20 protein-coding genes and 1 tRNA gene are annotated in these 22,315 nt (G+C 57.8%); 13 read left to right on the plus strand and 8 right to left on the minus strand.

The window, feature by feature from the left end:
* Positions 1 to 217: 217 nt before the first annotated feature.
* Positions 218 to 1,288: an agmatine deiminase gene (gene aguA / locus Q0753_RS16180; RefSeq protein WP_298723564.1), complete on the minus strand. Its 1,071-nt coding sequence runs from the start codon at positions 1,286 to 1,288 to the stop codon at positions 218 to 220.
* Entirely contained in the window at positions 1,288 to 2,181 is an 894-nt protein-coding gene (gene aguB, locus Q0753_RS16185) for an N-carbamoylputrescine amidase (RefSeq protein WP_298723607.1), read from the minus strand. The genes aguA and aguB overlap by 1 nt, the downstream gene beginning before the upstream one ends.
* A gap of 314 nt (positions 2,182 to 2,495) precedes the next feature.
* On the opposite strand from aguB, the gene Q0753_RS16190 reads away from it, so the two are divergent.
* The gene (locus Q0753_RS16190) at positions 2,496 to 3,398 is read left to right on the plus strand and encodes a LysR family transcriptional regulator (RefSeq protein WP_298723567.1); all 903 of its coding nucleotides are present in this window, start codon (positions 2,496 to 2,498) and stop codon (positions 3,396 to 3,398) included.
* A gap of 429 nt (positions 3,399 to 3,827) precedes the next feature.
* On the opposite strand, the gene Q0753_RS16195 is transcribed toward Q0753_RS16190, so the two are convergent.
* Complete coding sequence (locus Q0753_RS16195) at positions 3,828 to 5,150, minus strand: Na+/H+ antiporter family protein (RefSeq protein WP_298723570.1); 1,323 nt, start codon at positions 5,148 to 5,150, stop codon at positions 3,828 to 3,830.
* A 238-nt stretch (positions 5,151 to 5,388) separates the two neighbouring features.
* Here Q0753_RS16195 and Q0753_RS16200 point away from each other — a divergent pair, with 238 nt between their 5' ends.
* Positions 5,389 to 5,994, plus strand: coding sequence for a peroxiredoxin C (locus Q0753_RS16200; RefSeq protein WP_298723573.1), 606 nt, complete (start codon positions 5,389 to 5,391; stop codon positions 5,992 to 5,994).
* A gap of 66 nt (positions 5,995 to 6,060) precedes the next feature.
* On the opposite strand, the gene Q0753_RS16205 is transcribed toward Q0753_RS16200, so the two are convergent.
* Entirely contained in the window at positions 6,061 to 6,306 is a 246-nt protein-coding gene (locus Q0753_RS16205) for a TIGR02647 family protein (RefSeq protein WP_298723576.1), read from the minus strand.
* Positions 6,307 to 6,477: 171 nt separating this feature from the next.
* Here Q0753_RS16205 and modF point away from each other — a divergent pair, with 171 nt between their 5' ends.
* The gene (gene modF, locus Q0753_RS16210; protein ID WP_298723579.1) at positions 6,478 to 7,944 is read left to right on the plus strand and encodes a molybdate ABC transporter ATP-binding protein ModF; all 1,467 of its coding nucleotides are present in this window, start codon (positions 6,478 to 6,480) and stop codon (positions 7,942 to 7,944) included.
* Positions 7,945 to 8,256: 312 nt separating this feature from the next.
* Complete coding sequence (locus Q0753_RS16215) at positions 8,257 to 8,937, plus strand: cupin domain-containing protein (protein ID WP_298723582.1); 681 nt, start codon at positions 8,257 to 8,259, stop codon at positions 8,935 to 8,937.
* A 63-nt stretch (positions 8,938 to 9,000) separates the two neighbouring features.
* On the opposite strand, the gene rnt is transcribed toward Q0753_RS16215, so the two are convergent.
* The gene (rnt, locus tag Q0753_RS16220; protein ID WP_298723585.1) at positions 9,001 to 9,711 is read right to left on the minus strand and encodes a ribonuclease T; all 711 of its coding nucleotides are present in this window, start codon (positions 9,709 to 9,711) and stop codon (positions 9,001 to 9,003) included.
* A gap of 359 nt (positions 9,712 to 10,070) precedes the next feature.
* On the opposite strand from rnt, the gene Q0753_RS16225 reads away from it, so the two are divergent.
* The 4 genes from Q0753_RS16225 (at position 10,071) to Q0753_RS16240 (ending at position 17,153) form a co-directional block, all read left to right on the plus strand.
* Positions 10,071 to 10,158 (plus strand) — tRNA-Ser (locus Q0753_RS16225).
* A 223-nt stretch (positions 10,159 to 10,381) separates the two neighbouring features.
* Complete coding sequence (locus tag Q0753_RS16230; RefSeq protein WP_298723588.1) at positions 10,382 to 14,434, plus strand: CHASE domain-containing protein; 4,053 nt, start codon at positions 10,382 to 10,384, stop codon at positions 14,432 to 14,434.
* Positions 14,431 to 15,375: a diguanylate cyclase gene (locus Q0753_RS16235; RefSeq protein ID WP_298723590.1), complete on the plus strand. Its 945-nt coding sequence runs from the start codon at positions 14,431 to 14,433 to the stop codon at positions 15,373 to 15,375. The genes Q0753_RS16230 and Q0753_RS16235 overlap by 4 nt, the downstream gene beginning before the upstream one ends.
* 107 nt (positions 15,376 to 15,482) lie before the next feature.
* Positions 15,483 to 17,153 (plus strand): AMP-binding protein, encoded by a 1,671-nt coding sequence (locus Q0753_RS16240; protein WP_298723592.1) that lies wholly within the window; start codon positions 15,483 to 15,485, stop codon positions 17,151 to 17,153.
* Between the two features lie 156 nt (positions 17,154 to 17,309).
* Here the strand turns inward: Q0753_RS16240 and Q0753_RS16245 are convergent, their stop codons facing one another.
* Together Q0753_RS16245 and Q0753_RS16250 are read right to left on the minus strand one after the other, a co-directional pair.
* Positions 17,310 to 18,236 carry a LysR family transcriptional regulator gene (locus Q0753_RS16245; RefSeq protein WP_298723594.1) on the minus strand — a complete coding sequence of 309 codons (927 nt, stop codon included), beginning with the start codon at positions 18,234 to 18,236 and terminating at the stop codon, positions 17,310 to 17,312.
* Positions 18,237 to 18,291: 55 nt separating this feature from the next.
* Entirely contained in the window at positions 18,292 to 18,933 is a 642-nt protein-coding gene (locus tag Q0753_RS16250) for a DUF2982 domain-containing protein (RefSeq protein WP_298723596.1), read from the minus strand.
* A gap of 96 nt (positions 18,934 to 19,029) precedes the next feature.
* Between Q0753_RS16250 and nfsA the strand changes: the two genes are divergently transcribed.
* Positions 19,030 to 19,755 carry an oxygen-insensitive NADPH nitroreductase gene (nfsA, locus tag Q0753_RS16255; protein WP_298723598.1) on the plus strand — a complete coding sequence of 242 codons (726 nt, stop codon included), beginning with the start codon at positions 19,030 to 19,032 and terminating at the stop codon, positions 19,753 to 19,755.
* A gap of 66 nt (positions 19,756 to 19,821) precedes the next feature.
* Here the strand turns inward: nfsA and Q0753_RS16260 are convergent, their stop codons facing one another.
* Entirely contained in the window at positions 19,822 to 20,259 is a 438-nt protein-coding gene (locus tag Q0753_RS16260) for a universal stress protein (protein ID WP_298723600.1), read from the minus strand.
* 278 nt (positions 20,260 to 20,537) lie between these two features.
* Here Q0753_RS16260 and Q0753_RS16265 point away from each other — a divergent pair, with 278 nt between their 5' ends.
* From Q0753_RS16265 to Q0753_RS16280, 4 genes are all read left to right on the plus strand, one after another.
* Positions 20,538 to 20,738 (plus strand): hypothetical protein, encoded by a 201-nt coding sequence (locus tag Q0753_RS16265; protein ID WP_298723602.1) that lies wholly within the window; start codon positions 20,538 to 20,540, stop codon positions 20,736 to 20,738.
* Between the two features lie 65 nt (positions 20,739 to 20,803).
* A complete protein-coding gene (locus tag Q0753_RS16270) occupies positions 20,804 to 20,938 on the plus strand; it encodes a TIGR02808 family protein (RefSeq protein WP_298723603.1) in 135 nt (44 codons plus the stop codon).
* A gap of 424 nt (positions 20,939 to 21,362) precedes the next feature.
* Positions 21,363 to 21,875 carry a phosphohistidine phosphatase SixA gene (gene sixA, locus Q0753_RS16275; protein ID WP_298723605.1) on the plus strand — a complete coding sequence of 171 codons (513 nt, stop codon included), beginning with the start codon at positions 21,363 to 21,365 and terminating at the stop codon, positions 21,873 to 21,875.
* Positions 21,876 to 21,934: 59 nt separating this feature from the next.
* A complete protein-coding gene (locus Q0753_RS16280) occupies positions 21,935 to 22,147 on the plus strand; it encodes a DUF1107 domain-containing protein (protein ID WP_298723606.1) in 213 nt (70 codons plus the stop codon).
* Positions 22,148 to 22,315 lie beyond the last annotated feature (168 nt).

The following is a 22,315-nucleotide window of genomic DNA, read 5'->3' on the forward strand; positions in this document are numbered from 1 at the left end:
GCCCTCAGGGATGAGTTCATGGCGTGTCGTGGGAGGCGACTGTGTTGCCTCTGATCCCGGGGTTAAAATGATCAGATATTTATTCAAATTGGTATTATTCGACCAAAGGCGTTACATGCAGGTTCGGTTGGTCGAATACTTTTACCTAAAATAAGTCGACCCTACGACGGCAGGCTTGCGCCACATAAATGGGCGTCCACAACGCCGCCTCACGTCATTACACCGCCGGGATCTGTTGGGTAATGCAGTGAATATTGCCACCACCAAGCAGAATTTCCCGTGCCGGTATGCCGACGACGTCCAGCTCCGGGAAAATGGTTTCCAGCATTCGGCGCGCTGCTTCATCGGTGCGCTCGTCCAGCAGCGGAAACACCAGCCGGTTGTTGGTGATCAGAAAGTTGACATAAGAGCCCGCCATCCGCTCACCGGCGATGCGAGGCACGCCAGGGCCGGGGGCGACACCGGCGGCTTCCTGCTTGGTGATGAACAGGGGGCCTGGCTGGGGCAGCTTCCATATTTTCAGGGGGCGACCTTTGGCATCCCGGGCCTGACTCAGCACCTTGTAGGCCGCCTGTGAACGGGCATACTGAGGATCATTCCTGTCATCGGTCCAGTGCAGTATCACTTCGCCGGGGCGGGCGAAACAGGCCATGTTGTCGATATGGCCGTTGGTTTCGTCCAGATAGACCCCCTGCGGCAGCCAGATAAAGTGGCTGACGCCCAGGTAATCTTTCAGCTGCTGCTCTATGTCTTCCCGAGTGTAATCCGGGTTGCGGTTGGGGTTGAGTAGACACTCGGCGGTGGTCAGCAGGGTGCCTTCGCCGTCCACGTGAATGGAGCCACCTTCCAGCACCAGCGGTGCCTTGTGCACCGGCAACTGCTGGTGGGCCAGCATGGCTGCCGCCATGGCCTGATCCTTCTCCCAGGGGTAATAGAGACCTTCTTCGTGGCCGCCCCAGGCATTGAATATCCAGTCGATACCGGCGGCCGCGCCGTTACCGTTGATGACCACTGTGGGTCCGGTGTCCCGGGCCCAGGCGTCGTCGCTGTCGATCTCGACCAGGGTGACGGCGGCCGGCATGATCTGGCGGGCCTGGTCCATTTCTTCTGCCGGCACCGCCATATACACCGGCGTGGCGGCGGCAATCGCCTCGGCCAGCCGGGCAAAGGTGGCCTGCGCCGGTTTGCCCTGCTCGCGCCAGTTATCGGGCCGGTGCGGCCAGATCATCCATACCGCCTGCTGGGGAGCCCATTCGGCGGGCATGTGAAAACCCTTCAGTGCATCCATCAGCGGCCTCCCTGTTGCTTGCCGTCCGAGGTCAGCAGTGTCTGATACATGGCCGGACGGCGATCGCGGAACAGGCCCCAGCTGGCACGAGTCCTGGCGATGGCTTCCAGATCGAAGCTGTGCACCAGCACGCCTTCGGTGGTCTTGTCCGCCTGCTGAACCAGCTCACCAAATTCATCGGCGATGAAGGAAGAGCCGTAAAAGGTGGTTTCCAGCCCGTCGATGTATTTGCTTTGCTCGGTACCGATACGGTTGGAGGCGATCACCGGCACCAGGTTGGCGGCGGCATGGCCCTGCTGGGTACGGGTCCAGTGCGGCTGGCTGTTGATGCTGGGGTCCTGGGGCTCGGTGCCGATGGCGGTCGGGAAGAACATCAGCTCGGCCCCCATCAGCGCCAGGCTGCGGGCGGTTTCGGGGAACCACTGATCCCAGCAGATGGCCACGCCGATTTTGGCATAGCGGGTCTGCCATACCTTGAAACCGGTGTCGCCGGGAGTAAAGAACTGTTTTTCCTGATAGCCGGGGCCGTTGGGAATATGGGTCTTGCGATACAGATCCAGCACGCTGCCGTCGGCGTCGATCACCACCAGCGAGTTGTAATAGGCATTACCCGCTTTTTCGAAGAAGCTCAATGGCAGCACCACGGCCAGCTCTTTGGCCAGCGCCTGAAAATGGCCGATCAGCGGGCTGTTATCCACTTCATGAGCCAGGGCAAAGTGCTCCGGGCTCTGATCGATGCAGAAGTAGGGGGCCTCGAACAATTCCTGAATCAGGATGATCTGAGCACCCTTGCCGGCGGCGTCGCGCACCAGTTTTTCGGCACGATTGATGTTTTCTTCTTTGTTCCAGCTGCAGGCCATCTGGGTGGCAGCCACGGTAACCATTGCCATAATCAACTCCTTAACTCGGTAAATTGTCAGCGAATTGTAGATGGGGAGGATAAAGGGATCTGCTCCGCCGACCGTGACATGCCATGGCCGGAAAATGCTCCTGCCGTTCCGGCATTCCCGCCATCCCTGGCGGTCAGATAGCATGTCCGAGCTTACATGGATGTACTCGCAGCGTGTCGGCGGGGCAGTCCTTTGGCCGACGAGCTGCGCGTCACTCATTTATCAACAACTCGACTCTTCAGACCGCAGTGTGCCCCTTGCGCTACCATCCATCAAATGAATAGTATTAATTTTATTATTAATATGATGAATAAAAGATGAAGCTGCACCAACTCGACCTCAACCTGCTGCTGGCCTTCGATGCCTTGATGACCCAGCGTAACGTCACCCGGGCGGCCCGGCAGTGTTTTATCAGTCAGCCCGCCATGAGTCACGCGCTCAACCGGATGCGCCAGTTTTTCGAAGATCCGCTGCTGGTGCGCAGCGCCACCGGCATGCAACCTACCGGGCGCGCCCAGGCGCTGCACCAGACCGTGCGCCAGGCCTTGGAACTGCTGGAGCAGGAGCTGGGACGGGAAGACAGCTTCGTGCCGGCTACTTCCAACCGGCGCTTCGTGATCAGCACCACCGATTATGTGGAATGCGTGCTGATCCCGCCCTTGATTCGCCGCCTGCAGGCCGAGGCCCCGGGGATACGTATCGAAATCGAGATCTTGCGCGACCGGTTGCCCGAGCAGGCGCTGGCCAACGGCGAGGTGGATCTGGTGCTGGGCTTCGATGAATACATGGAAGTGCCGGGGTCGCTCTGTACCGAAACCTGGCTGACCGAACCGCTGGCGGGGTTGGTGGCGCGGGAACATCCGCGAGTGGGTGAGAAGATCCCCCTGGCCCAGCTGACCGAGCTGCCCCATGTGTTTCATTCGCCACTGGGCACCCGGGAGTCCATCGTCGACACCTGGCTGGCGAGCCAGGGTCTGAAACGCAGCATCTCGGTCAACAGCCAGAGCTACATGTCGGCGGCCGCCATCGTCAGCCAGAGCGATCACCTGCTGGTTTTGCCGCACAAGGTGGCAACCATGCTGGCGGCGGCACTGCCGTTGAAAACCGTGGCGTTACCCGAAGATTTGCCTGCCTATCATCTCAACTGCGTCTGGCACCCGCTGCATGATCGCCAGCCGGCATTACAGTGGTTACGGGGGTTGCTGCGATCCTTGATATGACGTGGCGATAGATGTGAGATGTGAGATGTGATACCAATCCCACGAAACAAATGATCGGTGTAAACGTCGGACAAAAGGCCCGCTCCGCCGACTCGCTCAAGCACCTCCTTGTGACGCTCAGCACATGACATCCCTGTCATGTGATGGTCGACGGAGCAGATCCCTTTGCCCTCCTTGATGCTCCGGTGGCGGCTGTTAGTGTTATCAGCCTATGACTCAGAGGTTAAAAAGAGGCGGCAGGGATTGCCTCAGCCGACCGTCAAATACCAGGGATGGTATTTGCTGAGCGGCCCATGGATGGGCTAGAAGCGTGTCGGAGGAGGCAACCCTGTTGCCTCTTTGCACGCCATAAGCTGTGAGATCCGGCTGGCAGAAAAATGCCGGGCAGGGCCCGGCATAAAACGTATAGCTGATTGCTTACAGCTTGATTTAAAGCACCATGGCGGCAACCCAGCCGAAGCCGACCAGCGGCAGGTTGTAGTGCAAAAAGGTCGGGACTACCGAGTCCCAGATATGATCGTGCTGACCGTCGGCATTCAGGCCCGAGGTCGGCCCCAGGGTGGAATCCGAAGCGGGAGATCCCGCATCACCCAGGGCACCGGCGGTGCCGATAATGGCCAGGGTGGCCAGCGGAGAAAAGCCCAGGGCAATACACAAGGGCACATAAATGGGGGCAATAATCGGAATGGTCGAAAACGACGAGCCGATGCCCATGGTGATAAAGAGTCCCACCACCAGCATGGCCAGGGCCGCCAGCGGCTTGTTGTCGCCCAGCACCGAGTCGACCGCCTGCACCAGGGTACCGATGCCATCGGTGGCCTTCATTACGGCGGCAAAACCGGCGGCGGCAATCATGATAAAGCCGATCAGCGACATCATCTTCACCCCCTGGGTAAAGGCATCCTGGCTTTCCTTATACTTGATAACGCCACCCAGGGTGAAAATCACGAAACCGACCATGGCGCCGAGAATGATGGAGTCGCTGTACAGCTGCAGGCTCAGGGCACTCACAATGGCCACCACGGCGATGGCGATGTGGGCAAGGTTGACCTGAATATGCTCGGGCTCGACCGCCAGTATCTTGCTTTCATCGTACAGGCGCGGCTTGCGATAGCTGATAAACAGGGCCACCAGCAACCCCAGGAACATGCCGCCGACCGGAATGGCCATGGCGGTGGGCAGCATCGACTTGCTCACGGCCACGCCGTTCTCGATCAAATTGGCCAGCAATATGTTGTTCAGGAAGATGCCACCAAAACCGACCGGCAGCATCATGTAGGTCGCGGTCAGGCCGAAGGTCAGCACACAGGCCACGGCGCGACGGTCCAGCTTGAGTTTGGCCATCACATGCAGCAGCGGCGGCACCAGAATGGGAATAAAGGCGATATGAATGGGAATCAGGTTCTGGGATGAAATGGCCACCAGCAGCAGGGCGCATAACAGCATCGCCTTGATCCACAGCACGCGGCCGGCGGTGGCGTTCTGGCCCAGGGCCTTGATGACCTTGACCGCCAACAGGTCGGTAATGCCGGAGCGGGCGATGGCCACGGCAAAGGCACCCAGCATCGCATAGCTCAGGGCGATGGTGGCACCACCGCCCAGGCCATCGGCAAAGATTTTGGCGGCGTCGGTCAGCGACAGGCCACCAACCATGCCACCCACCAGGGCGCTGAGCGCGAGAGAGATCACCACGTTGATGCGTAGCAGGCTAAGGGCCAGCATCAGGCAGACGGCGACGACAACAGGATTCATTACTTATCCTTATGGTATTTTAGGCAGAAGAGAATTAAGGGGGGCTAGTTTGCAAACTCAGCCCGGAATGTCGAGCTTTTTTGTCCATAATCTGCATTCACTGCCGGTGTAACTTTGCGCAACCGGTAATATATCCGGTGCGCTGCCCCTTGGGTTTGCCGAACGGCGCCCATATACTGTGTAGTCGAACGACGTGGTTTCCTGGAAACCCATTAGTGTAATCACCAAGGAGAAAGACATGAGCGTACTGGTAGGCCGTCAGGCCCCCGACTTTACCGCTGCTGCTGTATTGGGTAATGGCGAAATCGTTGATAACTTCAACCTCAAGGAATTCACCAAGGGCAAAGCGGCCGTGGTATTTTTCTACCCGCTGGACTTCACCTTCGTGTGCCCGTCAGAGCTGATTGCCTTCGATCACCGCTTTGAAGAGTTCCAGAAGCGCGGCGTGGAAGTGATTGGCGTGTCCATCGATTCCCAGTTCAGCCACAACGCATGGCGTAACACCGCCGTGGAAAACGGTGGTATCGGCCAGGTTAAATACCCGCTGGTTGCCGACGTCAAGCACGACATCTGCAAGGCCTACGACGTTGAGCATCCGGAAGCCGGTGTGGCCTTCCGTGGTTCTTTCCTGATCGACGCCAACGGCCTGGTCCGTCACCAGGTGGTTAACGATCTGCCGCTGGGTCGTAACATCGACGAAATGCTGCGCATGGTTGATGCCCTGCAGTTCCACGAAGAGCACGGCGAAGTGTGCCCGGCTCAGTGGGAAAAAGGCAAAAAGGGTATGGAAGCGTCTAGCGAAGGCGTAGCCAAGTACCTGACCGAGAACGCCAGCGGCCTGTAAGCCTAAGCGACTCGAATGAAAAAAAATGCCGGCAATTGCCGGCATTTTTTATGGGTGACGCGCGAGTCAGGCGGTGGCGGGCTCGCGCAGCAGTGTCAGCAGGCTCTGGGCGTGTTCGCTGGCTTCCCGCCCCAGATCGGTCAGGTAGCCGCCGTCCGGCAGGGTGCACAGCCCTTTGTCATGCAGTCGCCTGGCGGCGGCAATCAGTGCCGGCTCGGCATCGTGATGTACCTTGATGCCTTGCTGAGTGGTATCGAGATTGAAATGCAGCAGCAGATTCAGTTCGTTGAGCAGGTCGGGATGATAGCGCATATGAATTCCTCGATGAAAAAAGACCCTTAAACGTTAGCCTGTTACGGCGCCTTTGGTTGCGCGCTGGCTCACAGTTAACGATTTACCGTGACATTTTGTTGCTTGCATCGAGGCGTCGGGTTGTCGATGATGTGCCTTTTTTGCCATTTATCGAGAAGGAATTTTGATTTTATGACCGCCATTCGTATCAGCCACGCCGACTTCGCCATCAGCGAGCATCATCGTCTGTCCATCAAGGCGCTTGAGTTGAACGCGGGGCAATGCTGGAGCTTTGTCGGCGCCAATGGCAGCGGCAAAACAGCGCTGGCTCGTGCCCTGGCCGGCGAGCTGAAACAGCTGAGCGGCGAGGCCGACAATAGCTTCAAGCGTATCGAATGGGTGTCGTTCGAGCAGTTACAGCAACTGGCCGACCGGGAGCGGGAAGAAGACGAAAGCGATCTGCTCGATTACGAGGATCAGGGCCACAGTGCCCGTCAGATCATGCTGGAAGCGGGCGGCGATGCCACCCGGCTGGCACAGCTGGCCGATCGTTTCGGCATTACCGCGCTGCTTGACCGGGGCTTTCGCTTTCTCTCTACCGGTGAAACCCGCAAGGTACTGCTGTGCCGGGCCCTGTTGCAACAACCGGAATTGTTGATTCTGGACGAGCCCTTCGACGGCCTGGACGTGGATGCCCACGCGAGCCTGATGAGCCTGCTGCAGGAACTGGCGGCGGCGGGGCAGACATTGGTGCTGATCCTCAACCGCTTCGAGGAAATTCCCGACTTTTCCGACCGGCTCGGTATTCTGGCCGAATGTGAACTGAGCCTGGCCGGCCCGCGCGCCGAGGTGGCGGCCTCGGCCGAGTTGCAGCAACTGACGCACCTGGCGGCCATGGAAAACGCCACGCAGGCGTTGCCGCCGGCCGATCCGGACGCACAGCGCCGGGCACTGGATTCGCAGACCCCGCGTATTGTGATGCGTGACATTCGGGTCAGCTACGGCGACAAACGTATTCTTACCGGCCTGAACTGGCAGGTGGATCCGGGCCAGCACTGGCAGATTATCGGCCCCAACGGCGCCGGCAAGTCGACGTTACTGAGCCTGGTCACCGGCGATCATCCTCAAGGATACAGCAACGATCTGACCCTGTTCGGGCATCAAAGGGGCAGCGGCGAAAGCATCTGGGACATCAAGCAGCACATCGGCTATGTCAGCACCACCATGCAGCAGGACTATCGGGTGACGGCCACCCCCAGGGCGGTGATCCTGTCCGGCTTCTTCGACTCCATCGGCGTCTATCAACAGCCGGGAGATGCCCAGCTGGCGCTGGCCGACCAATGGCTCAGCCTGCTGGGCATGCAGGAGCTGGCCAACGAGCCGTTCCGTCATCTGTCTTATGGTCAGCAACGACTGCTGCTGATTGCCCGTGCCATGGTCAAGCATCCGCCGATTCTGATCCTGGATGAGCCTTTGCAGGGGCTGGACAGCTTCAACCGCCATTGGGTGAAGCGCTGGATCGATCTGCTGGTGGCCGAAGGCGGCACCCAGCTGCTGTTTGTATCGCACCATCAAGCCGATGCGCCGAGTTGCATCAGCCACCGATTGACCTTCGTGGCCGAGGGCGAGGGGTATCGGTATGTGACTCGTGAGGTGTGAGGGGTAAAGGGTGAGGCGTGAAAGATAAGCGCCAAGCCAGGCATGAGCCGTCATCCTGACGAAGGTCAGGATCCTGTTTTTCGGACCGCTGTGTTCACTGTGCGAATGTTGGTGTAGTTTGCAGCAAGATACCGGGGCAAGCCCGGCATGACGATTTTTTAGCGCAGACAGGTGAGCATGCCATGCCTGCAAACGCCGAGTCGTTTGCAGGCTTGCGCCTCACGCCTCACGCCGTTTCCTGCTTGACCCAAACGCGAGGGCAGGGGAGGATAACGCTACCCTTGTTTGTCGGGACATAAACCGATGCTGAACATGAACTTTTCCCAACCCCTTTCTCTTAATTACGACGCCAGCCGCTGGCAGCCATCGCCGGCTGCGGGCGTGTGGCGCTATCCGCTGGAGCGACAACAGGCCGAAAGCGGCCATGTGACCAGCCTGGTGCGCTTTGAACCCGGCGCCCGTTTTCCCGAGCATCTGCACCCGATGGGAGAAGAGTTCTGGGTACTCGAAGGCACCTTTTCCGATGAGAACGGTGATTACCCCGCCGGCAGCTATGTCCGGCATCCGCCGGGCAGTCGGCATGGCTCCTTCACCCGCGAGGGCTGCATGATTTTCGTCAAACTGAACCAGTTTGACGCAGACGATATGCGCTGGCTGAAGGTATTGCCCGAGCAGGAGCTATGGATAACCGGCGGGCAGGGCTATCGCCGGTTGCCGCTCCACCAGCACGGCGGTGTACATACCAGCGTGCTGCATTTTCCCGATGGTGGGGCTTTTCCGCCCTGCTGTTATCGACACGGGCTGGAAATTCTTGTCCTGGAAGGAGAGCTGGTAGAACAAACACAGGCGGGGGAGGCCAGTCAGGGGCCGGTACACTATTCGGCGTTCAGTTGGCTGCGCTTTCCGCCCGACAGCCGGCCTCATCTAAAGGCCGGCTCCGGTACCCGCCTGTGGGTCAGAACCGGGCATCTGGGCGCAAAGACCACCGACTAGAAGGCGTCGGCCCGAGCCAGATTTCTCTGGCCCGGGCTGGCGGTAGTCATGATATCGGCGGTGTTATGACGGAGTAACGGCTTGGCTCTGACCATCGCTTTCGCCACCACTCTCGCTGTCGTTCACCATGTCGGTCTCGACGGGAGCGAGGGGCCAGCCGCCCAGCTCTTTCCAGCGGTTGACGATACGGCAGAACAGCTCGGTGGTTTTCTGGGTGTCATAAAGGGCGCTGTGCGCCTCTTTATTGTCGAAGTCCATGCCGGCGGCCTTGCAGGCCTTGGCCAGTACCGTTTGGCCCAATGCCAGACCGGCGAGGGTGGCGGTGTCGAAGGTAGCGAAGGGATGGAAAGGATTGCGCTTGATGCCTGCCCGCTCTGCCGCCGCCATCACGAAACCGTGATCGAAAGAGGCGTTGTGAGCCACTACTATGGCCCGCTGACACTTGTTGGCCTTGAGCCCTTTACGAATGCCCTTGAAGATCTGCTCCAGCGCTTCCTGCTCGGTCACGGCCCCGCGCAGGGCGCTGAAAGGGTCTATGCCGGTAAAGGCCAGGGCGGCGGGTTCCAGGTTAGCGCCTTCAAAGGGGGACACATGGAAATGAAAGGTCTGATCCGGTACCAGCCAGCCGTTCTTGTCCATTTTCAGGGTAATGGCGGCAATTTCCAGCAAGGCGTCGGTACTGGCATTGAAACCGCCGGTTTCCACGTCGATCACCACCGGATAATAGCCCCGAAAGCGCTCGTTAAGCTGAGTTAAAGCTGCTGTTGCCGTCATTATTGTCCTAATTTACCTGAAAAAACCGGGCCGCCATTATGCCAGAGTCGCCCGACGACGTCGCCTGTCTCTGCCGTTCGGCAGCAGGCGGCCGCCATGGTGGCGTAATATTGTGCAAACGATTCAACTGCGGCAAAAAAAGATTGCACCCCGGGAGCGGCTTGCCTACTATACGCCCCGCTCGCCGAGGACGGTAACGGACCGGAAGCAAAAATATGGTGAGGTGTCCGAGTGGCTGCCCAAGGCGAAGCCTGAAAAGGTAAAAAGCCACGGAGCGTGCTCCGTCAGTCCGAGGACCTAAGTCATCAGAAGCACAGAGTGAACAGAACACTCTTAAATAAAATTGAATAGAAAATTATGGTGAGGTGTCCGAGTGGCTGAAGGAGCACGCCTGGAAAGTGTGTATACGGCAACGTATCGAGGGTTCGAATCCCTCCCTCACCGCCATATTGAAACGAAAAAACCCGCTGATTATTCAGCGGGTTTTTTCGTTTTGGTGTTCCCGATTCATGTCACATCCGGCTGATCCTGCTGCCAGTGTCGACCTTTAAATGTTTCCATATAGAGCCTATTCACCTAGAGTGGGACTCGGCCTGAAGTAGACCTCCTACAAATAGCGGTATTAGCCCTGGCCTGGTACACCCTGTCTGACGCGAAAGGAATCAATACATTGAAGCGACATCTTGATTTTATCTGGAACCGTTGGTCACTGCTTACCCTGGCGATCGGACTGGTTGTGAGTGTGCTATTGGCCTGGCAACTGCAACAAAGTAATGAGCAAGGGGTCGATAAGGCGGTAACCGACGCGGCAAATAAAGCCAACACCGCAGTGATCAATCGGCTTGAACTCTACCAGTATGGACTGCGCGGTGCTCGTGGCGCCGTGCTGAGCGCCGGAGATGAGCGACTCAATCGAGAGCTGTTCCATCGTTACAGCCTGAGCCGAGACATCGACCGGGAGTTTCCCGGTGCCCGTGGGTTTGGCTTTATTCGTCGGGTGCCGCAGGCGGGCGTGGAATCGTTTGTCGGGCTGGCGCGTGCCGATGGCTGGCCGGATTTTCGTGTTAAAGCACTGAACCCTCATGATCGTGAACGTTATGTCATTCAGTATGTTGAACCGGTAGCACGTAATATCGAGGCGGTCGGCCTGGATATCGGCTCGGAAAAAAATCGGCGCGCCGCGGCGGATGCAGCCATGCGTACGGGAAAGGTGAGGCTGACCGGCCCCATTACCCTGGTGCAGGCCAGCGGCAAACCACTGCAATCATTTTTGATCCTGATGCCCATCTATCGTGATGGCATGACGCCGGCTACCGAAGCCGAGCGCGTACAACAGGTGTTTGGTTGGAGTTATGCCCCCCTGCTGATGGAAGAAGTACTGTCTTCCCTGCATCTGGACGCCGATACGGTACAGCTCGAGCTGTTTGATGTGACCGAGCCCGGCAACCAGGAAATGTTCTACAGTAACGCGTCAGAGACCAGTGCGGCCGCCAGTGACTATACCGAGACGACTCGGTTTGATGTTTACGGGCGGCGTTGGGAGTCCCGGTTCAGCGTTTCTCATGCCTTCGTCATCGCCCAGCATCGGGGGTCACCGCTGCAATTTCTACTGCTGGGAGCGCTGATCAGCCTGTTGGCGGCGTTGCTCATCGGTACCTCTCACCTTAGTCGTGAGCGTCGTCGACAGGTGCTGGACGAACAGGCCCGTCTGGCGGCGATTGTCGAGAGCTCGGCCGATGGCATTATCGGCAAGACGCTCGATGGCGTTATTACCAGCTGGAATCGGGGGGCAGAACAGCTGTTCGGCTATCCCGCCCGGTTGGCGATTGGCCAGGAGATGGCCAGCCTGGTGGTGCCGGAAGATCGGCAGCAGGAAGAAGCCGATCTTCTTGCCCGGGTTCGCCACGGCGAGCATATCCCCCATTTCGAGACGGTTCGTCAGCGACAGGACGGCAGTCGCTTCCATGTGTCCGTGACCGTGTCGCCCATTCGTAACAGCGCAGGCCAGGTGATTGGTGCCTCCAAAACGGTGCGCGATATCACCAGCCAGAAAGAAACCGAGGCGCGGGTACTCGAGCTCAACAGTAACCTGGAAGCTCAGGTTGCCCGGCGTACGGGTGAGCTGACGGCGGCCCGGGATCAACTGTTGATGGCGGCGGACGTGGCGGAGCTGGGAGTCTGGACCTGGAGTCTGGCGGACAATTCGCTGGACTGGAATGACAAGATGTTCGAACTCTATGGCTACCCTGTCAGTTTGCGTGAGCAGGGGGTGGGCTACGAGCACTGGTATGCCCGGCTACACCCGGACGATGCTGAGTACGCCGTTTCAAGCATGCAAGCGGCCGTAGAGGGCATCGGTAGCTACGACCCCGTGTTTCGGTTGAAGTTGCCCGGTGGTGATGTTCGTTATATGCAGGCGGGCGCCCAGATCGAACGTGATGCCGAGGGCCAGGTCATTCGGGTCACGGGCATCAACCTCGACATCACCGCTCAGCGTGAACTCGAAACCGGATTGCGTCAGGCCAAGGCCCGGGCCGACGAAGCCAGTGCGGCCAAGTCGATCTTCCTCTCCAACATGAGTCATGAAATCCGTACTCCCCTGAATGCGGTGCTGGGCCTGCTGCAACTGGTGCAGCAGACGGCGCTGGATCCGCGGCAAAACGATTACATCGGCAAGGCGTACAAGGCCGCCCGCTCCCTGCTGGGACTGCTCAACGATATTCTCGACTATTCCAAAATCGAAGCCGGCAAGCTGCAGTTGGAGCCGCATCTGTTCGAGCTGGAAGAGCTGATGCAGGAAATGGCGGTAGTGCTGTCCGGTAATCTGGGCACCAAACCGGTTGAGTTGATGTTTGATTTCGCGCCCTCGCTGCCCGGCAGTCTGATTGGCGATCGCTTGCGACTGCAGCAGGTGCTGATCAATCTGGCGGGAAATGCCATCAAGTTCACCGAACAGGGGGAGGTGGTGGTTCGTCTCAGTGAGCTGGGGCGGGGCGCGGAATGGGTGCAACTGCGGGTGGAAGTTACAGACACCGGTATCGGCATTGCCGAAGATAAACTCGAATATATTCTAGAGGGATTCAATCAGGCCGAAGCCTCGACCGCCCGTCGTTTTGGCGGTACCGGCCTTGGGCTGGTGATCAGCAAACGCCTGCTGGCACTGATGGGGAGCGAGCTGCATGTGCGCAGTACCCCGGGAGAGGGAAGCTGCTTCTGGTTCGAGGTGACGTTTGGCCTTGAAGAAACGGTGCCGTCACTGGTGACGGCCGAGGTATCCGAGCGACCGTTACGGGTACTGGTGGTGGATGATCATCAGGTATCAGCCGATATTCTGGCCCGGGTGGTTCGCCAGCAGGGGTGGCAGGTGAATACCGCCAACAGCGGACAGGCGGCATTGCTGGAAGTGGAACAAAATAATCATTATGACCTGGTGCTGATGGACTGGGCCATGCCGGACATGAACGGGATGGAAGTGGCGACGCAGATCCGGACCCTGGTCCGGGATCATCTGCCCACCGTTATCATGATCACGGCCTACGGTCGCGAGCAACTGGCCGAGGCTCAGCAGACGGCGAACCCGCCCTTTACCGACTTTCTTACCAAGCCCGTGACACCGCAACAGCTGATCACCACCGTTCAGCGGGCACTGGCAGGAGATACCCTGGCGTCGGATCACAAGACGTTTCCTGCTCCCTCGCTGCAACGACTCACGGGGTTGCGTTTGCTGGTGGTGGAAGACAATGCCCTCAACCGTCAGGTCGCCGCCGAATTGCTGCGAGGAGAGGGGGCCAGTGTCGAACTTGCCGAAGGAGGCCTGGAAGGGGTCGGTAAAGTGGTCGAGGCGCCGACGTCGTTCGACATGGTGCTGATGGACATGCAGATGCCCGATATCGACGGCCTGGAAGCGACCCGGCGTATTCGGGCCCATGGTTCCTGCCAGGAGTTGCCGATACTGGCGATGACGGCCAACGTGACCCTGGCCGATCAGCGAGCCTGCCTGGCGGCGGGCATGAATGCGCACATCGGCAAACCGGTGGACATAGAGCAACTGGTGGCCGTGCTGCTGTCGTTTGGTGCCGACAAGGGTAACCGGGTCGCTGAGCCGTCTGTTGCGCACCAGGCCGATCCTTGCAGCAATATCGATGCCATTATTCGTCGCTTTGGCGGGGATGTGCGTCTGTATCAACGGCTGCTGACGGGGTTCGAGCAGGATGCCGTTGCCTTGTTTGATGAGCTGGAGCGCCATGTGCTAGAGCGGGATCGGGTGGCGACGGCGGCGACGCTGCACACCTTCAGAGGCGCGGCGGCCACCATGGGGGCGGCGACGTTTGCATCACGGCTGTTGGAGTTTGAGCAGCAGTTCGGCGATCCGAACACAGAACAGGTATTTTCCGTGCTGAATACCGCGGCCCTGTCTGCACTGAAAGCACAGCTGGCGCAGGAGCGGGCGGCCTTGCTGGCGGCCGTTACCGTGCCGGCGCCAGCCGAGTCGACAGCAGATCTCTCACCTGACGCCCTCGAGGTGACAGGTGATCACACCAAGGAGCAATTCGAGCAACTGCTGGCACTGCTGGATGCGGGGAATATGGCTGCCATCGACTGCGTTGAACAGCTGTCTGCAGACATGCCCGATACGCACCGGGAAACACTGGCCGCCGAGGTACAGAATCTTAACTTTACCGTCGCGAGCAACATGGTTCGCGAGTTACTGGAGGCCCTATGAATCTTGAGCAATTACTGGAAGCGTTCCCGCACCCGGTGGGCCCGTTACGCATTCTGGTCGTGGACGATCAGCCGGTGAACATACGGGTGCTGTACGAGGTGTTTCGGGGCGAGTTTGAGGTACTGATGGCGACGAGCGGAGAGCAGGCACTGACGGTTTGCCAGGAGCAACGCCCGGACATCATACTGCTGGACGTGGTCATGCCGGGGATCAGCGGCCATGAAGTGTGTCGTCGGCTGAAAGCAAACCCGGACACGCGGGATATTCCGATTATTTTTGTCACCTCCCAGCGAGAGGAAGCGGAAGAAGCCCGGGGATTTGAAATGGGGGCGGTCGACTTTATTACCAAACCCGTCAACCCGGTGATCGTCTCGGCCCGGGTACGCACGCATCTGGCATTAAAGCTGCAAAGTGACCTGTTGCGTTCCATCGCCATGATCGACGGCCTGACCAAGGTGGCCAACCGGCGCAAATTTGATGAAGCGCTGGCCATCAGCTGGCGTGCCTGCCTGCGCGAGGGACGGCCGTTGTCGCTGGTACTGCTGGATCTGGACTGTTTCAAGCAATACAACGACCGATATGGACACCAGCAAGGAGACAACTGTCTGATTGCGGTGGCCGGCGCACTCGGTCACGGCCTGCGACGGCCCCATGATTTACTGGCCCGTTATGGCGGCGAGGAGTTTGTGTGTATTCTGCCCGGTACCGACCTTCAGGGAGCCATGCAACGGGCGGAGGTGATGCGAAAGGCGGTAAAGGCGCTGGAGCTCGAACATCAGCACTCGACCGCCGGTCCACTCGTTTCCATCAGCCTGGGCATTGCCACTCGAATACCCGATATCGACTCCAGCCCGGAGAACTTGCTGGCGGCGGCCGATAAGCAATTGTATCGGGCCAAACAGGAAGGGCGGGATCGGGTCTGTGCCATCGAATTGGCATAGCGGAGCGCGCCGGTGATTTGTGAAATACATCAATCACCTGGCTATATCACGGCGGATTCTTTCGGCTATGCTACTAAATATCAGATTCACTGTTGCCAAGGACGCCCATGACCGACACTTCCGACAAGCTGCCATTGGAAATGCTGTATCACCGGGCCGAACAGCAGCCCGAAGACGTCTATCTGCGCCAGCCTAAAGACGGCCACTGGCATGAATACAGCTGGTCGCAGGTGCTGGAGCAGGCTTCCCGGCTGGTGGCGGGCCTGCAAGCGCTTGGGCTGGAACCCGGCGACAAGGTGGCTTTGCTGTCCAAAAACTGTGCCGAATGGTTTATCTGCGACTTTGCCCTGCAGATGGGCGGTTTTGTCAGCGTACCCATCTATCCTACTGCCGGCGCCGATACCGTGCGTTATGTGCTGGAGCACAGCGAAAGCCGGGCCATTATCACCGGCAAGCTGGACGATCCACAGGTACAGGCGCCGGGCATTCCCGACAGTATGATTCGTATTGCCATGCCGTATCCGTCCACCCTGCACACCCAGCATGACTGGGGCAGTATGCTGGCACACGAGCCGGTAGCGCAGCCGGCGGCTCCCGCGTCGAATCGGCTGATGACCCTGGTGTACACCTCGGGCAGCACCGGCAATCCCAAGGGGGTGATGATTGAATTTGGCGCCTACGCGGCGGCCTGCCGGGGCATAGTGGAAACCGCGGGATTGAATCACAAGGATCGTGCCTTTTCCTACCTGCCGCTGTCGCACATTACCGAGCGGGTCTATGTGCTGGGGGCCAGCCTTTATGGCGGAGTGCAGGTGGGTTTTGCCCAGAATCTGGACACCTTCATCGAGGATGTAAAAACCATCTCGCCTACCGTGTTTATCTCTGTGCCCCGGCTGTGGACCAATTTTCGTAGCCGTATCCTGGAAAAACTGCCTCAAAATAAACTGGATCTGCTGCTGAAGATTCCGTTTGTCTCGAATCTGGTTAAAAAGAAGATTCGTGCCGGCCTGGGGTTGAATGATGCCCGCATTCTGGGGTGCGGTTCGGCTCCGGTGTCGCCGTCGTTATTACGCTGGTACGAGCAGCTCGACATGCCCATTACCGAAGCCTGGGGCATGACCGAAAACCTGGCCTATTCGACCCTGAACTATCCCTATCGATCCGACAAGGTCGGTACCGTGGGCAAGCCCGGCGTCCATGTCGACATTCGTATCGCCGACAATGGCGAAATTCTCTGTCGTTGCCCGGGCATGATGCGCGGCTATTACAAGCAGGAGTCGGCCACGCGTGAGACGCTGCAGGACGCCTGGTTGCATACCGGCGATCAGGGGCAGCTAGACGAGGACGGCTACCTGACGATTACCGGCCGGCTAAAAGACGCCTTTAAAACCGCCAAGGGCAAGTATGTACTACCGGTGCCTATTGAAGCCATGCTGACCGACAACGCCCTGATCGAGCAGGCCTGTGTGATTGGCAGCGGTCAGGCTCAGCCGGTGGCCCTGGTGCAGCTGGCCGAAGGCACCGACCTGCAGCATAAAGGCCCCATCGCCGAGCAACTGGACGCGACGCTGGGCCATATCAACCGGCAACTGGAATCCCACCAGCGGCTGGGCGGTATTCTGATCATGCAGAAGCCCTGGACCATAGAGAACGACATCATGACCCCCACGCTCAAGATAAAGCGTCATCTGCTGGAGCAGCACTATGCCGATCTGGATCAGCGCTGGCCACAGGGGCGTATCGTGCTGTGGGAGCAGGATCTACCCGAGAAAACGTGATTATTGCAAAAACGGAACAATCGCTTTTTTTATTTTGCGTAATAACGGCTAATTTGCTTGTAAAAGCTATGTTACCGTCGTTGGCAGAATACAGATTAATATCTTTTGTTAGTGGAATCGGGCAGAGGGAAGCTGCCCATTTTTTTTGCCTGCCGTTTATTCCTCTTCGTTTTTCCCCGGCCGTTGCCTGACCCAGGTTGACGCCAATCGTTCGCGCATATGCTGATCGATAAACTCGATAAAGGTATTGAGCCGTACCGGCGCCAGTTCCCGATTGTGATATACCATGTGAAAAGGGCGCTTGCCGCCGAGCCAGCCGGGCAGTACCGGGTGTAAAAGACCGGCCGCCACATGGTGCGCCACATAATGCTTGGGTACGTTGACGATACCCAGCCCCTGAATCGCCACCTTGACCGCCGACTGCATCTGATTGACCGAGAGCCGGGCCACCGGCTTGAGGTGAAAGCGGCGGCCGTCTTCATGGGTCAGTTGCCAGTTACGGTGCGGCCAGCACTGAATGATATGGTGTTGATCCAGTGACTCCGGCTCTTGTGGCATGCCCTCTTGCGCCAGATACCGGGGGGAGGCGAACAGGCCGTACTGCACCTCACCGAGTCTTCTGGCCCGCAGGCTGGAGTCCGGCAGTTCACCACTGAAGAACACCACATCCAGATCCGTATCCAGCAGACTGGTGTAATCGTTACTTTGCAGCAAATCGATGCGTATTTCCGGATATTCAAGGCAAAATTCGGTAATGCCGTCGATCAGGAAGGTGTTGGAAATGGCGATGGGAGCGGCGACCTTGATAAGCCCGCTCATGCGCTGGCGCTGACCCTGAATATCGCCGGTTGTCTGCTCTATCTCGGTCAGCAGCGGGTTGAGTCGTTCATAGTAGCGCCGACCTTCTTCGGTCAGCTGCAGTTTGCGGGTGGTTCGGTTCAGCAGTTTGCAGCCCAGCCCTTGCTCCAGGGCCGAAATGCGCCGGCTGAGGGTGGCGGTGGGCATGGCCAACTGGTTGGCTGCATGCGAGAAGCCACCTTGTTGTACCACCTTGATAAACAGATAAAACGAATCCAGATTCATCATCGGCCTTGTGTATGTTGGTCTTTGGATTGAGGTTGGTATGGAAGGCAGTTCGTCAGATGACGGGCTGCAGATAACGGCGTAGCAGAACAATAAACTCGGGCGCCTCCCGATCAAGATTGGACTCGTGTATCAGCAGATCGTAACCATAAAGCTCGCGCAAATGGGTCATGCGGTGACCCAGCATGGCGGCCAGCCCCTGATAATGTCGGCCGTTGGCCGAGCGATAGTGACTGTCTTCCACCAGCCAGTCTTGCAGATGATGGCGGCTGATGGCGCCATGACGCAAGGCCATGGCCAGCAGGGGCCTTTGTTCGGTCAGCAGATGCACCACCAGTCGTGGCGTCATCAATGGCAGCAATTCATCGTAATCGCGGATCTTGATACCGATGTAGGGGAGCTCGACCAGATCCATTCCGCTCTGCAGCCGGGGCTGATCTACTCGTATGATATTACTCCAGTGCAGGCTCCAGCCGCCGATTTTATGATGAAAATGCAGGTTGTCGGCACTGAGCGAAAAGCTGTACACCGGCTCCCGCAGTTTGAGAATGCCGAGCACCGTTATCACCAGGCCGGCCATAAACAGAAAAATCATCACCAGCCGACCGCGCTCTTCCAGCCAGTAGCCGGCCAGCAGCAGGGTCAGCATCATGGTCATACCCGCCAGCGTCAGCGCCAGACCGTTGCGGCGTGACATGGGCTCTATGTGTTGTGTTTCCCGCACCCTGCCTCCCATTTAGTGCGCGATTCCTTTAAGGTGATAATACACATAGACCGACCGCAAGAGGTAACAATGTCAGCCGCCATCAAGGTGATGCGTCATCACCGCTCCATCCGCAAATTTACCGAACAAGCCCTGAATGACGAGCAGCGCGAGGCGATCATGGCCTCGGCTCAGGCGGCATCCAGCTCCAGCTTTTTGCAGGCATCCACGGTGATTCGAGTGACGGATCCCGAGCTGAGAGCTCGGGTGATGGCCCTGTGTGGCAACCAGGCCTATATCGGCAGTGCCGCCGAATTCTGGGTATTTTGTGCCGACTTTCATCGTCATCTGCAGTGGGTACCCGAGGCCAAAACCGGCTTTGCCGAGCAACTGCTGATTGGCGCCATCGATACCGCCTTAATGGGACAGAATGCCCTGACGGCGGCGGAGTCACTGGGGCTGGGCGGCGTTTTTATCGGCGCTGTGCGTAATCAGCCGCATGAGCTTTGCGATTTGCTGGCACTGCCCACAGGGGTGATTCCTTTGTTTGGGCTTTGCCTGGGTTATCCGGATCAGAACCCCGAGCCCAAGCCCCGTTTGCCGACCAGTCTGATATTTTGTGACAACCGTTATCCGGCACAGTTCGACGAGGAGAGAATGCAGCGCTACGATGAACTGGTGCAGCAGTATTACCGCACCCGTACCGGGGGCAACAAGGACATGAGCTGGACCGGACAGATAGGGGAAACCCTGGCCAAAGAGGCGCGTCCTTTCATGCTGGAATTTCTGCACCGTCAGGGCTTTTGTTTGCGTTGATATCATTGTGAGGGGTGAGGGGTAAGGCGACGATTCACTCCTCACTCCTCACTCCTCACCCCAAAGTCACGCCTTGTCCGACAGCTTGATCACCAGCAAATCACAGCCGTTGATATCGAGAAAGCCGGTCGAGTGAGCAAACAGGTGGCCGAGAAAAGGCCGTTCCAGCTGGCGGCCGCAAATCAGTAAATCCGCCTGTTTTTCCTCTACCGCCTGCTGCACCGCCTGGCGAACATCGCCGTGAGGCAAAGACACACTGCTGGCATTGCGTTGCTCTTCTTTGAGCATCTGCATGATTTCATGGCCACTTTCCAGGCGCAGCTTGTTCTTGAGCTGGCGTAAATCGAGACTCAGGCTCCCCATGTACACGCCGCTCAAATCGGGCTCGACATGAATGATATGCAGCCCGGCCTGATGGCACTCGGCCAGCTCTACGGCCCGCTTCAACAGCGGTTTTTCCCTGTGGTTCAGCTCCAGAGCAACCAGAATATTACGATAAGGCATAGTTCCCTCCTTGGAGCCGATGGCGTCAATACCATCGTCTTGCAACCAGGATCTGGCGTTGTTAGTCACTATTAGCCTTGCCACCATCAAATGCAAGAACAGCTTCTCGACCCGTAACCAGGTCTTGGCTGATCGGCGATGCCGGGCCGGGGCGGCATCAAGGTGCTATGTGAAGTGAATACCAGCCGATGCGCAATAAGCGTGTCGGTGCAGCACGCTCCCCAGACTGACAAGTCGGCGGGGGCTGTGATAATATTTGACCATCAGGAGGTCGGTTTATGATCCTTATTCTTACACTGGCAGCCCCCTTGTTTGGTGGGCTGTTTTACGTTGCTGCATTGCAAAGTGCCTTGCCGCCACGCCGCTGGGCCTTGCTGGGCTGCCTGTTCGGGCCGGCGGTTTTTCCCTTGTTTATGGCCAAACGCCGCTGGTCACTGATCTGTGCCAGAGGCATGGGCTATGGCTTGCTGCGGGCCTGAAAAAGGCTTTATCTGAAGTCGAAAATGGTTATGTATGACCTTGTCGGGACTTGCCGGGAGCATTTATGAGTATATTGGAAACATTTTTCTGGGACGTCCTGGATCATGCCGCCATGCCACTGATTTTTTTACTGGGCTTTGTCGGAATATCGGCAGGGGCTTGTCTGGTACTGATGTGGCTCGATAAACGGCGGCGTTGAGCGCTCCCTTTGTTGATGGGCCAAACTCTTTTCGGATGACAAGGATCAAGCTGCGCGGTGGCCGCAATACCGGTGTTCATCGTGGTAAACTCAGACGCTGATGCACATTCACTCGTCAGTCGGTTGTTTTTTCAACCCCGCGACGGGACTGCTTTTTTTACCTTTGTTTTCATCATATTGTCATCAGGCCGCAGTAGACTCACATCCGTTTTCAACCCGAATAAAGCGCCTTAATCTCGCCTGGATCGTAAAAAACGAACGATTTCCGGTGTAACTGTGTTCTTTATGTTATAGCTAAGGATAAGAACAAAAACAGTGTTCCCGCCACTTCCTTAAAGGGTGAGCTGGATCCTTGAGCACAACAAAATGCAGGGGTATGATGCCCGCCGTTGAACAGGCGGGTTAGCCTGAAAGTGAGGTGGAGATGAATATCTTTATCATGCGCCACGGGCAGGCGGCAGCGGAAGCATCAAGCGATGCATTACGGCCGTTAACCGTACAGGGAAGGGACGAAACCTGTTTAATGGCGCAGTGGTTGGCACCACAGGTACCGACGTTTGATCGTGTACTGGTCAGCCCTTATCTACGCGCCACGCAAACCTGGCAGCAGCTTTCAAATTACATTGTCGGCACCCAGGTAGAAATGTGTGATGAACTCATGCCCAACGCCGATGCGGATATTGCAGCCAGCCTGCTGCTGGCGTACGGCGATCTTCATCCCGATGGCAATCTGCTGGTGGTCAGCCACATGCCGATAGTCGGTTTTCTGGTCGAGAGTCTTTGTCCGGCGACCATGGCCCCGATTTTCGTGACGGCGGGTATTGCCAGGGTATCTTTCGGTAAAGAGCAAGGGGCGGTGTTTGACTGGCTGGAAGGACCGCATAATGTGCGTCCTCATTATCAGCAACATTGCCAGGCACTGGGGTCTTTGGGATAAGACCCTGAATTGAGCGATAACAAGAAAACTGTTACCGGATAAAAAAGCAGAGGTGAAACATGCGTATATTTAACAAGTATCAGCCTTTGTTGATTGCCAAGTATGTAAAAACCTTTTTCAGTGGACGGTTGTACATTCATGGCCGCGGGGCTTTCAACTACGCCAGGGGAATACTGGTGATGCCGGAGCATGCCGATGAGCGGCACCGCATCACGGTACAGGAAGTCAACCAGCTGATCGGCAAGATGCAAACGCCGACCGAGGCCGTGTAATCCCACGTTAACTCTCGAATAGCCCTGTCGCTGCAGCTTCAGTTTGCACAGGGCCATGAGCGCTGTCGGTCTACCGTAACCCCTCCCCAACCCCTGAGGGATCCCCACAATTTTTGGCACTTAATACGCATAATTTTTGCTCATTTCATCATAGGCCTCGGCAAGATC

The sequence above is a fragment of the uncultured Oceanisphaera sp. genome (genome assembly GCF_947495715.1).
GTDB lineage: Bacteria > Pseudomonadota > Gammaproteobacteria > Enterobacterales > Aeromonadaceae > Oceanimonas > Oceanimonas sediminis.